Genomic DNA, 11,864 nt, shown 5'->3' with positions numbered 1-11,864 from the left:
TGTGAGATTTTCTAGATCCAATTTAAAAAAGATCGAGAAATTAAGAGGCAAGGACCCGTGGGTTCTAAATAAATATAGGGCGAACAATTATACATGTATATTGTATAATTGTTCGTTTTTTATTTGGTATAAGTGGTAATTATCCGCAAGACTGCAATAAACTTTCCAGTGGGCGAGCACCAAGCTGCTTCATCTATTGATCTACTGCGTTAATAGGAGATGAATTGCTTTGCAAGTTTTCTCTCTCTTTTAAAAGTAAAAAGCTTATAAAGATTGTATTAACCAACCCTATTATTCCATAACACCATATCGGCATTATGATAGCTTCATACCAAAACATATTAATAAAGTATACACCCATGGCTATTAACAGTGAATTACTTATCAAAGTTAATAGGGCTTTTTTTACAGTGAAAAAAGAATATAACTTCCAAATAGCAATAATTAGCGAAACGATACTTGTCATAGCCAAAGACATTATCGCAATCGAGCGAACGTTTTGTTCTTGATGGAACAATTCTGCTGTAAATAAGAATTTTGTAAATAGATTGGTGATAAAATAAAAACTTGTTAGATAAATAGAACTAGCCAAAAATGAGATAGGTATCCATTTCAAATATATAAAAATGGTGTTTTTACTCCTGCTTGACTGTTTTCTCTTTTCCTGAATGGTTTCAGCAATTGATGTCACAACTATAATGAATACTAATAAATATAAATCATGTAATGGGAGTTTTCCTTTAAAGATGTCCATTAAGAAAAGAAAAGCATCCTTCAATTCCATTAACATTAACTATTCCAACCTTTCAATTATGTACTACCTGTTATACGAAAGGAAATATAGGAATGTTTCAATAATTATATATTTTTTCAGATTTAGGAAACTTTTCCTGATTAGCTATGTGTTACCTCCGTTAAAAGAAATGACTATTCGCCTGGATAAAGAATTGGGATTGCTCGTAATTATAGGTAACCTTCGAAAAGTCAAAAGGCTGACCATTAGTTAGATGAAAGATGCTTTCTACCAATAATTTAGGATCATCTTTTTCTAATCCCAAATAAGCAGCTTCTTCTGCCGTTAACTTCCCAACATGTAAATACACATCTGAAAAGCCTACTTTTAGCCCTAAGCCTTCTGTTATGTAATGAAAAATAGATTCTGCTACGATTTCTTTATTTAAATACGTAATGAAGGCCTTATTATACCAAGATTCCTCTAAACAAAGAGTTTGGCCGTTAATATAGCGAATTCTTTTGACATAATAAACATCTTCATGAAGCTCTATATTTAAATTTAGGGCAATTTCCTCAGTCGGTTTTCTTATCTCTAATTTGATTATTTTGGAGGTTAGAGAATAATCCTCTAAATCTTTTTTAAATCCTTGATTGGAAAGCAAGCTGATATAGCCTTTTCGATTCTGTCTTCTTACAAAAATTCCACTGCCTCTTACTTGAAAAATGATTCCCCTTTTTTCAAGAAGCTCCAGCGTTTTCGTAATCGTACTTTTACTAACCTCGAATTGCTTCATTAATGTTTCAATAACGGGCAGCTTACTGCCTTGCTTTAAGCCATGCTCTTCAATATATTTTTCTATTTCTTCTGCGATTTGCTGGTATTTTAACATATATATACCTCGATTATCTTAAACGTTATAGCTGGATTATAGCATATATAGGAAAAAAACTCATTTAGATTAATTGGGTATAAAAATATTATATTGTATTTATTAAATTATACCGATACAATTATAATATAAGTGTAATCCAAAAAAATAAAAAGAAAAGATAATTTAATAGCCTTAAAAAGGAGGAACAAGAATGAGCAAAATGCCGAAAGATTTTTTATGGGGTGGAGCATTAGCTGCACATCAATTTGAAGGTGGCTGGAATCAAGGCGGTAAAGGTCCGAGTGTAGTAGATGTTATGACAGCAGGTGCTCATGGAGTACCTAGGAAAATAACAGACTTGATTGAAGAAGAGCAATTTTATCCAAATCATGAAGCAATTGATTTTTACCATCGTTACAAAGAGGATATTGCCTTGTTTGCTGAAATGGGGCTAAAGTGTTTACGAACTTCCATTGGCTGGAGCAGAATTTTTCCAAAAGGGGATGAATTAGAACCGAATGAAGAAGGACTGCGCTTCTATGACCAAGTATTTGATGAATTACTTAAATACGGAATACAGCCAGTTATTACCTTATCCCATTTTGAAATGCCGTTACATCTAGCAAGAAAATATGGCGGTTTTAGAAATAGAAAAGTAGTTGATTGTTTTGTACGCTTTGCCGAAGCATGCTTCCATCGATATAAAGATAAAGTAAAATACTGGATGACTTTTAATGAAATCAACAATCAAATGGATGTTTCTAATCCGCTCTTTTTGTGGACAAATTCTGGAGTAACCGTCAAAGAAGGAGAAAATGCGAAAGAAGTGATGTATCAAACTGCTCATCATGAGCTAGTTGCAAGTGCATTAGCTGTGTCTATTGGTAAAAAAATAAATCCTGATTTCCAAATTGGAGCAATGGTTTCCCATATTCCTATCTATCCATTTTCTTCTAATCCAGAAGATGTGATGCTAGCGGAAGAAGAAATGAGACAAAGATATTTCTTCCCAGATGTGCAAGTTCGTGGATATTACCCTAGTTATGCCTTAAAGGAATTTGAACGAGAAGGCTATTCAATTACAATGGAGCCAGAGGATGCTGAGATTTTACATAATGGGACAGTTGATTATTTAGGATTTAGCTACTATATGTCCACTACCGTAAAGAGTGATGTGAAAAATAATAATTCAGGCGATATTGTTAATGGCGCCTTGCCAAATGCGGTTGAAAATCCGTACATCAAAGCAAGTGACTGGGGCTGGTCCATTGATCCGACAGGTCTGCGCTATGTGTTAAATCGTCTATATGACCGCTATCAAATACCTTTATTTATTGTAGAAAATGGGTTTGGCGCTATTGATACTGTCGAAGCTGATGGCTCTATTCATGACAAGGAAAGAATTGCCTACTTAAAGGCGCATATTGAAGCATTGGAGAAAGCGGTAATGTATGATGGAGTAGATTTAATTGGATATACACCATGGGGAATTATTGATATTGTTTCCTTTACAACAGGAGAAATGAAAAAACGCTATGGAATGATTTATGTAGATCGAGATAATCAAGGGAAAGGAACCATGAGCCGTTCGAAAAAAGCCTCCTTTTATTGGTATCAAGAAGTGATTAAGTCAAACGGGGAAAAACTGTAATAGAAAAAGGAAGGGGATATTTTCCTCTTCCTTTCAGTGTATAGTAAACTTTATTTTTAATGAAGTTAAATAGTTTACGAGAAACAGTTTTGTATTTTTCTATTAATAGCTTGCTTCTAATTCATCTATTAAGCTTCCAACATAGGCAACCGCTTTTCGGATTGGCTCAGGGGTAGACATATCCACATTTGCTAGTTTCATTAAATCGAATGGTTTTAAAGTGCCGCCGGCTTTTAAAACTTTTAACCAGCGCTCAACAGCAGGCTGTCCTTCTTCCTCAATCATTGCTGATACGGCAGTTGAAGCTGTAAGCCCAGCGGAGTACGTATATGGGTAAAGACCCATATAATAATGGGGTTGGCGCATCCATGTTAGGCCTGCTGCTTCATCTATTTCCACACTGTCTCCCCAGAATGATTTTAAGACATCGATATTTTGTTCACATAATACTTTAGCTGTAATCGGAGTTCCTTGTTCTGCTAATTCATAAACTTTTCTTTGGAGTGCCCCTTCTAAAATATGGGTAACAAAATTATGATAATACGTTCCTAGTGATTGGAGAATTACCCATCTTCTAATTTGATTGTTTGAAGATTGTTTCATAATATACTTGCTCAAAAGCATTTCGTTCATGGTGGATGGAGCTTCAATAAAGTATCGAGATGGACGGGTATTTGAAATAATTTGATTTTTGCCAGCAAGAGCAAAATGTCCAGCATGTCCAAGTTCATGTGCTAAGGTAAACGTATTACGCATTGAGTTATGCCATGTCATTAAAATGTATGGATGTACTCCATACGGGCTGGAGCAGAAGGCACCTGATCGTTTTCCATAGTTATCTGCTAAGTCTACCCAGCGGTCTTTTAAGCCTTTTTCCATTATTTCCATATATTCTGGTCCCATAATATTAAGCGCTTCTAAGATAAGCTTGGAAGCTTCCTCGTATGTAATTTTAGGATCATAGGATGTGTCGAGCGGAGCCTTTAAATCACAATAATGGATTTTTTCTAAACCTAATACACGCTCTTTTAATTTGGCGAATCTGCGCATATGAGGAGCCAATTCTGTAAGAATGGTATCCAATTGGTTATGGTACATTTCTTTTGTGACTTGTTGTTCTTGTAAAAGCATGTCTGTTACAGATTCATAGTTTCGTAAACGAGATTCTATTATTTGTTTTTTAACTTCGGTTCCATAGGTAGCCGCATATGTATTTTTATAACGGTTAAGACTAGCCGAAAAGGCTTCATATGCTTTTCTTCTTACTTCTTTATTTGCCGATTCTTCGTACTTTTCGAAAGAATTAAATGTCAAAGGATATTCTGTCCCGTCACTTGTTATAAAGGAGGAAAACTCCATATCTGATGTTTTACTTCTTTGATAAATCATATAAGGAGAACGCTGGATTTCACCAAATGCTGCTAATACTTCCTCTGCTTCAGGTGTTAACATATGTGGCTTCAAATCCATTAAGTCCGTTAGTGTTTTGGAAAAAAGCTGTAGTTCTTCTTCCTCGTTCAGGTATGTATTTATTTTATCGTTTGCAAGCGTAAGAATCTCTGAATTAATAAAAGAAAGGCTTGAGCTTACTTTTGCATAGAGGGAAGAAACAATTGCATCGTTCTCTTGATTGGAAGGATTAGATCCGTCTGCAGATTGCTTAAGGTTTGCATAAGTGAGAACGCTCACTAATCTTTCATCCAATGCATCTCGAGCTTTTAGACAATCTAGCAAGATTTTAGCATTTTGGTGAAGCTTCCCTTTAAATTGTGTTACAGTAGGAATATCTTCTTCGATCGCTTCTACTTCCCTTTTCCAATCTGCTTCGCTTTCGAATAAATCGCGCAAATTCCAGGTTTGTTCGAAAGGAACTTCGGAACGATAAAGTGTTTTTTCCATTTCTTTATTCATAAACATTCTCCTCTGCTACCTATTTATTTCGTTTTTCGAAACGATTAGTTTGATTATACAATAAAAAATTGAACTATAGGAATATTTTGTTTATTATATTTTTTAATGATAATTTGTAGAAGATAAAGATAAAAAACTACGCTTCTTATGATAAATAATTGTATAATGGTTAAAACTCACCATTTCGCCAAATTTTACATTTTAAGGTAAAAGAATGAATGCTGAAATTGGAATAAACAAAAAGGAATGAAAAGAAATTGCCCTTAAAGTTTTCACGAAAAAAAAGATTTTATTTATTATTTTTTATCTGCATTGTCTCCATGGTTATCATTTTTATGTTCTCCCATATGCCGTATGAAGAACAGGATATTAAGCCATTTTTACGAGATAAGATAGACCTGACAAATATTCCATTTCCCTCTATTACATTTGAGTACGATGGCCAGATTATATCTTCGGATTCTGACCCATATGGTTTTATCGAATTTTTATTTCGGAAAGCAGGGCATGTAATTGGTTATTGTCTCTTAACTTTGCTGCTATTTCTCACCCTCATGCAAACGAAAATCAAACGACCATGGGTTTATCTACTAAGTGGTGCTCTTTCTATTGCTTATGCATTAACAGATGAGTGGCACCAAAGCTTTGTCCCTGGTAGAACAGGCCATTGGCAAGACGCCATCATTATCGACGGAACTGGCGTTATATTAGGATTAGTCATTGGTTTTATTGGTACTATATTTTTTAAAAAGAGGAAAACGAAGGGAATGTTTTAGGGATTCCCAAAGACAGGAGAGGTGAAGTGATTGTACCAAGATAAAGAATTGATAGTAAGACCGATTAAAGAGGAGGATCTTTATCAGCTTTGGTCACTGGCATTTAAAGAAGAAAATCCTGAATGGAAAAAATGGGATGCTCCGTATTATGCACATAAAGCATTAAGTTATGAAGGATTCTTAAAAACTCAAAAAGAGCGCTTCTTAGAAAGAGATGATTACTGGGCAATTATTGTCGGGGAAGAACTAATAGGAACAGTTGGCTACTACTGGGAACATGAACCGTCCAAATGGTTAGAGATGGGAATTGTTATCTATAATCCAAACTACTGGAGTGGTGGATATGGAACGCGGGTATTGAAGCTATGGATCGACCATTTATTTAAGACCTTGCCATTAGTTCGAGTGGGATATACAACATGGTCAGGGAATGAGCGAATGATAAAGGTAGGAGAAAAGCTGGGCATGACAATGGAAGGACGCATGAGAAAGTGCCGCTACTATAACGGCGTATATTATGACTCCATACGGATGGGATTATTAAAAGAAGAATGGGAAGCATTTATAGACGGAAACAAATCAAATGCTGGAAAGATAAATAAATAAAATCAGTGTAATGGAAGATTACGTTAGGTGAAATTAGAAAGAAAATTAAGTTTTAGTACTCATGCTTTACCTATATTTTAATAGTATAATAGAAGAAAACAGGAATAAAAGGGCAAATTGTATAGAAGTACAGCATCATCAGAATCAAGTAAGTGTGGAAAATGAATGAATGGAGTGAGGTCCATGAAGAAAGAGGTTGGATACGTATTTTTCTGCCAGCATTGTGGATTGCCTCAACGTATTCCAGCGTTTGTGCTAAAAACGTACTTATGTGATGACATGGTAAAACAATTCTATTGCAATAATTGCAGCCGAGAAAATCTAATTCCTTCTTATATAAAAAAGCTGAAATCAGAATTATAGAACAAGGTCAAGTGGAAAATGCACTTGGCCTTTTTTTCTATGAAATTATAGGTGCTTCTGCATCCACTCTTCTTAGAATCATTTCAAGCTGTGGAAAATTGAAAGAGCCTTTTCTATTTTTTTATGAGTAATTACTAATAAATTGTACAAACTATTTAAAGTAGAGAAATAACTCATGGTCATAAGTAGACAAAAAACAGGTCTCTTTAACTCCGATTATTGGAGATTCTTAAACGTGCCTCTCCCTTCAATAATGGAAATTTTTTTAGGAGGAGATGAATAAAATGAACTACAAGGAATATTGGGATAAAATTAATGAAATAAATGGACAATTACATTCATTATATTCTTCCTATTGGGATAAATATTCAGATTTTTCTACATGGCAGTTTTGGATCATTCTTTTATCTTTATTAGTACCATTAATCATATTATATTTTTTGGTGGACAGAAGAAGATTATTTGAAATATTATTCTTTGGTTATACTGTCCATCTACTTTGGGCCTACATAGATCATGCTCTCAGTAGCGGGAATTATTTAATACATACACATTTCCTTTCTCCCGTCCTGCCGAGTGGATTAAATATTACAGGTTCCTTTCTACCAGTAGGGTTTATGCTAGTGTATCAATATGCAACGAATCGCAAGAAAAATTTTTATATTCTAACCGTGCTATTGAGTGCTGTATATACTTTTATATGCGCTAATATTGAAAAATCAATGGGCATGGTAACGTTTCATAGAGGAGTTAATGTTATTCATTTATTCCTTTTGGATTTATTTATTGTATTTGTAGCATATTGGTTTACTAGGTTATTGTTGAAATTTAGAATCCTCAAGAAAGACGAGCAGCAATAATGTTTATTACTAGCATGTATTTATAAGGCACATGCTAGTTTTTTTGCGTGTCCAGAAGAAGATAGGAAGGTGGAAAATCAAGAGAGTAGTAAGAAATGCGCTATGAAAAACTATGATTAAAAATGAAACGGAAAGGAGAAGTGAAAAAAGTGGCGTTCATAAACAAGATGAAAGCCAAAACGGAAGGGAGAAGTGAAAAAAAGTGGCGTTCATAAACAAGATGAAAGCCAAAACGGAAAGGAGAAGTGAACAAAGTGGCGTTCATAAGCAAGATGAAAGCTAAAATGGAAGGGAGAAGCGAAAAAAGTGGCGTTCATAAACAAGATGAAAGCCAAAATGGAAAGGAGAAGTGAACAAAGTGGCGTTCATAAACAAGATGAAAGCCAAAACGGAAGGGAGAAGCGAAAAAAAGTGGCGTTCATAAACAAGATGAAAGCCAAAATGGAAAGGAGAAGCGAAAAAAAGTGGCGTTCATAAACAAGATGAAAGCCAAAATGGAAAGGAGAAGTGAACAAAGTGGTGTTCATAAACAAGATGAAAGCCAAAACGGAAAGGAGAAGCGAAAAAAAGTGGCGTTCATAAACAAGATGAAAGCCAAAACGGAAGGGAGAAGTGAACAAAGTGGCGTTCATAAACAAGATGAAAGCCAAAATGGAAAGGAGAAGTGAACAAAGTGGCGTTCATAAACAAGATGAAAGCCAAAACGGAAGGGAGAAGTGAAAAAAGTGGCGTTCATAAGCAAGATGAAAGCCAAAACGGAAGGGAGAAGTGAAAAAAGTGGCGTTCATAAGCAAGATGAAAACCAAATATCACCGAAGAGCTACCAAAAGAGAGTTAACAGCTAACCCCTCCTCAACAAACTAATTGTAAACAATGCATTTGAGGGAAAACGCAACGAGGTGTATACTTGCCAATGAAGAATGTTAAAGGGGGAATTATTTTGTTACAAAAGCCAAAGGCTATTTTTCTAGATATGGATGGTACTATTTTAAATCATCAGAATCAGGTAAGCGTGAAGACAAAAGAGATTATTGATGATCTACGCAAGGATGGTCTATTCGTATTCATAGCTACAGGGAGATCTTTTGATGAAATTGAATCCGTCGTGCCAGAAGGATTTGAAGTGGATGGATATGTTTCTTCTAACGGCATGGCTGGTTACATAGGAAAGGAACCTATTTTTCAGCATACTCTACCTTTAGAATTAGTGGATACCATTATTAAAAAGGCAAGAGAGAATAAAGTATATTATGAGTTATTTCCATATGGGGACTCTCGAATGACATTAAGTCAGGATAAAGAGTATGTTATACAAGAGATTAGAGACCCGAAACCAGAAAGCGTAGGTATTAATGAGTGGCTTTCTCGAAAAGAAGCAATCAGTAGAAAGATTGCTTGGAAGAACACGGTTGAAGGAAAAGAGTTTTCCAAGTTCTATTTTTTTGCTCGAACAAAAGAACATATTAATCAATGGAAACAGGTGTTAGAAGATTTAAGAAAAGAAATCGATTTTACAGCATCTACTTCGTCCGCCCATAATGTGGAAGTAATGGTTGCCAACGTAAATAAAGCAACTGGGATTAAAGAGATGTTAGAAAGATTTAATCTTTCCGTAGAGGAGACTATGGGAATTGGAGATAGTGATAACGATATACAAATGCTTCAATTTGTTTCCATGCCGGTTGCTATGCAAAATGCTCCAGACCATATTAAAGAATTAGCAGCAGAAGTAACAGAGTTAAGCTGTGATGAAGATGGCGTTTGTCATTTCTTAACATCTCGATTCAAATAACAGATATGGTTCACTAAACGTATTCTTTGTTATTGTAAGTAAAAATCAAAACTTCCTTAAGGGACATTAGTCTAGTATTAGTGAGGATAATAGTAAAGGAAACAAACGGAATAAAAAGCAAAGTGATAAAACAGAAGAAGAAGGAAAGCCAGCTTTTAAAAAGCTGGCTTTCTTTCTTCTTAAAATACTTCGATTACAATTTTAATAAAAGTCAGCTATTTATTTGAATCCATCCAAGAGGAGTCAGACCACTTGGAAAACTTTTTAATTAGCTCAAGAATGAAGTAGTTAATCCATGTAATAACAGGAATGAAAAGTGGCAGCAAGGATAAAGGCGAATGACCAAAACCAAATAATCTTAATTCTTCATTAGAAATATATATAAACCATGTTAAACCTGCTAACACAACGCTATTCCCACAGAATGCAACGAATAGTGCCACCCATTTCTTCTGTGTTTTTGTGAGTGTAAAAATAGAGAGGACGGCAGAAAACAACAAAGATATAAATAGTAAGATAATGACCACTGATCCTTCCTCCATTGCTATTTTAGCTATAGTTTAGCATAAATTTCCTATTTTCCCCTTATAAATTAGATGGAAAATTTACGTTCCTTTACTAAAAATATAAAAAGATTAAATAGAGAAGAAATAATCAACCATTATACTAACTATATTACTATTTAAATCTTCCGAATTTGTAATCTTTTACATAAGGAGTTTTGTCAAAATGAATATCACAGTGGCAGGTACAGGATATGTTGGTTTAGTGACAGGAGTTTGTTTAGCAGAGGTTGGTCATAAGGTAACTTGTGTAGATCAAGAGCAAGAGAAAATTGTTCTTCTGAATCTAGGAATTTCGCCTATTTATGAACCCGAGCTAGATACACTTATAGAAAAAAATTTACAGGCCGGAAAATTAACTTTTACAACTGACTATAACAAAGCCTATGCGCAATCAGATGTTATTTTCATAGGGGTTGGGACGCCCGAAAATGAAGATGGGTCTGCTAACTTAAACTATGTTTTTCAAGTAGCAAAGCAAATTGCCATAAGTGTAAGGCGTGATTGTTTAATTGTCATTAAATCTACCGTTCCCATCGGGACGAATGACCGTGTTGAAACATACATAAAAAATCACTTAAAACATAAAGTTTCGATAGAGGTTGCCTCTAATCCAGAATTTCTTGCCCAAGGAAGTGCCATTAAAGATACACTGCATGCTTCACGAATTGTCATTGGGGTAGAAAGCGAAAAGGCTAAGAAGATTTTAACTTCTATTTATGAACCTTTTCAGCAGCCAATTTTAACGATGAATCGTCGCAGTGCAGAAATGGTAAAATATGCATCGAATGATTTTCTAGCTTTAAAGATCTCTTTTATCAATGACATTGCTAACTTATGTGAATCAGTTGGTGCGAATATTGAGGATGTAACAAGCGGAATGAGTTACGATGAGCGAATTGGGAAAAAATTTTTAAATCCAGGCATTGGGTATGGTGGTTCTTGTTTTCCAAAAGATACGAAAGCCCTGCATTGGCTTGCAGAAGAAGAAGGCTATGTTTTACGAACAGTAAAGGCTGCGATTGAGGTCAATGAGAAGCAAAAATTTAAGCTGATTTCGAAGGCGCGGAATGAATTTTCCTCTTTCAATGGACTGAAAGTAGCAGTATTAGGACTTACCTTTAAGCCTGGCACAGATGATTTGCGCGAAGCTCCTTCTATTCCCAATGTCCGCTTATTATTAAACGAAGGAGCAAAAGTACATGTTTATGATCCAGTAGGAGGAGAAAACTTTAAAAAGCTCTTTCCTACAGAGGTAGTCTATGAACAAACACCAGAGAAAGCACTAGAAGGAGCAGATATTTGCTTTATTTATACAGAATGGGCTGAAATTAAAGCAATCGATTTAACAATTTTTAAAGAAAAAATGAACGTACCATTTTTATTTGATGGTAGAAATTGCTTTTCACTAGAGGAAGCAAGTAAGGCAGGCATTAATTATTTCTCCATTGGCCGACCAGAGGTTAGAATGATAGAGCTTGAACCAATTAGAAGAGCAGCAGGAAGATAACGGTGTGAGGAATAAGAGAAATAGAACAACAAACAAAACCCTTCTTTTCTAAATAGGGTTTTGTTTGTTGTATAAAGAATAAACACGCATGTAAATGATTTAGGACAGGGAGTGTGACGAATTCAAACAGCTTGATAACCCCATCTCCGCCCCAAACTATTTTTTGGCATTGACTAAAGCGCCTATTGTTAGATAATAAAGATAATCAAAATTTTGAAAATTATC

General features: G+C 34.9%; 12 protein-coding genes. 8 read left to right on the top strand and 4 right to left on the bottom strand.

Annotated elements, in window-relative coordinates; all coding sequences use genetic code 11:
- Positions 1-193: 193 nt before the first annotated feature.
- On the bottom strand, positions 194-790 hold the full coding sequence (locus C2I06_RS14495; protein ID WP_123258295.1) for a hypothetical protein: 597 nt from the start codon (positions 788-790) through the stop codon (positions 194-196).
- Positions 791-914: 124 nt separating this feature from the next.
- Positions 915-1,625 (bottom strand): GntR family transcriptional regulator, encoded by a 711-nt coding sequence (locus C2I06_RS14490; RefSeq protein WP_123258294.1) that lies wholly within the window; start codon positions 1,623-1,625, stop codon positions 915-917.
- Between the two features lie 193 nt (positions 1,626-1,818).
- Between C2I06_RS14490 and bglA the strand changes: the two genes are divergently transcribed.
- On the top strand, positions 1,819-3,258 hold the full coding sequence (gene bglA / locus C2I06_RS14485; RefSeq protein WP_123258293.1) for a 6-phospho-beta-glucosidase BglA: 1,440 nt from the start codon (positions 1,819-1,821) through the stop codon (positions 3,256-3,258).
- Between the two features lie 102 nt (positions 3,259-3,360).
- On the opposite strand, the gene pepF is transcribed toward bglA, so the two are convergent.
- Positions 3,361-5,169, bottom strand: a complete 1,809-nt coding sequence (gene pepF, locus C2I06_RS14480) for an oligoendopeptidase F (protein WP_123258292.1) — start codon at positions 5,167-5,169, stop codon at positions 3,361-3,363.
- 257 nt (positions 5,170-5,426) lie between these two features.
- Here pepF and C2I06_RS14475 point away from each other — a divergent pair, with 257 nt between their 5' ends.
- The 6 genes from C2I06_RS14475 to C2I06_RS14450 all read left to right on the top strand — a co-directional run bounded on the left by C2I06_RS14475 (position 5,427) and on the right by C2I06_RS14450 (position 9,566).
- Positions 5,427-5,945, top strand: coding sequence for a VanZ family protein (locus C2I06_RS14475; protein WP_123258291.1), 519 nt, complete (start codon positions 5,427-5,429; stop codon positions 5,943-5,945).
- A gap of 30 nt (positions 5,946-5,975) precedes the next feature.
- A complete protein-coding gene (locus tag C2I06_RS14470; RefSeq protein ID WP_123258290.1) occupies positions 5,976-6,551 on the top strand; it encodes a GNAT family N-acetyltransferase in 576 nt (191 codons plus the stop codon).
- Positions 6,552-6,734: 183 nt separating this feature from the next.
- The gene (locus C2I06_RS25065; RefSeq protein ID WP_141231695.1) at positions 6,735-6,914 is read left to right on the top strand and encodes a hypothetical protein; all 180 of its coding nucleotides are present in this window, start codon (positions 6,735-6,737) and stop codon (positions 6,912-6,914) included.
- Positions 6,915-7,198: 284 nt separating this feature from the next.
- Positions 7,199-7,774, top strand: a complete 576-nt coding sequence (locus tag C2I06_RS14460; RefSeq protein WP_123258289.1) for a hypothetical protein — start codon at positions 7,199-7,201, stop codon at positions 7,772-7,774.
- A 464-nt stretch (positions 7,775-8,238) separates the two neighbouring features.
- A complete protein-coding gene (locus C2I06_RS14455; protein ID WP_164463707.1) occupies positions 8,239-8,442 on the top strand; it encodes a hypothetical protein in 204 nt (67 codons plus the stop codon).
- A 272-nt stretch (positions 8,443-8,714) separates the two neighbouring features.
- Positions 8,715-9,566, top strand: a complete 852-nt coding sequence (locus tag C2I06_RS14450; RefSeq protein ID WP_123259158.1) for an HAD family hydrolase — start codon at positions 8,715-8,717, stop codon at positions 9,564-9,566.
- Positions 9,567-9,781: 215 nt separating this feature from the next.
- Here C2I06_RS14450 and C2I06_RS14445 read toward each other — a convergent pair whose 3' ends face one another.
- The gene (locus C2I06_RS14445; RefSeq protein ID WP_123258287.1) at positions 9,782-10,093 is read right to left on the bottom strand and encodes a hypothetical protein; all 312 of its coding nucleotides are present in this window, start codon (positions 10,091-10,093) and stop codon (positions 9,782-9,784) included.
- 202 nt (positions 10,094-10,295) lie between these two features.
- On the opposite strand from C2I06_RS14445, the gene C2I06_RS14440 reads away from it, so the two are divergent.
- Positions 10,296-11,639 carry a UDP-glucose dehydrogenase family protein gene (locus tag C2I06_RS14440; RefSeq protein WP_123258286.1) on the top strand — a complete coding sequence of 448 codons (1,344 nt, stop codon included), beginning with the start codon at positions 10,296-10,298 and terminating at the stop codon, positions 11,637-11,639.
- Positions 11,640-11,864: the final 225 nt, after the last annotated feature.

The organism is Niallia circulans (assembly GCF_003726095.1).
Lineage (GTDB): Bacteria > Bacillota > Bacilli > Bacillales > Cytobacillaceae > Niallia > Niallia circulans_A.
Note: the sequence above shows the minus strand (reverse complement) of the source record. Positions and strands in the feature narration are given on the sequence as shown.

Bases quoted from the DNA above. Each gene is read 5' to 3' on its own strand.
- C2I06_RS14495 (WP_123258295.1), bottom strand. From the start codon at position 790: ATGTTAATGGAATTGAAGGATGCTTTTCTTTTCTTAATGGACATCTTT.
- C2I06_RS14490 (WP_123258294.1), bottom strand. From the start codon at position 1,625: ATGTTAAAATACCAGCAAATCGCAGAAGAAATAGAAAAATATATTGAA.
- bglA (WP_123258293.1), top strand. From the start codon at position 1,819: ATGAGCAAAATGCCGAAAGATTTTTTATGGGGTGGAGCATTAGCTGCA.
- pepF (WP_123258292.1), bottom strand. From the start codon at position 5,169: ATGAATAAAGAAATGGAAAAAACACTTTATCGTTCCGAAGTTCCTTTC.
- C2I06_RS25065 (WP_141231695.1), top strand. From the start codon at position 6,735: ATGAAGAAAGAGGTTGGATACGTATTTTTCTGCCAGCATTGTGGATTG.
- C2I06_RS14460 (WP_123258289.1), top strand. From the start codon at position 7,199: ATGAACTACAAGGAATATTGGGATAAAATTAATGAAATAAATGGACAA.
- C2I06_RS14440 (WP_123258286.1), top strand. From the start codon at position 10,296: ATGAATATCACAGTGGCAGGTACAGGATATGTTGGTTTAGTGACAGGA.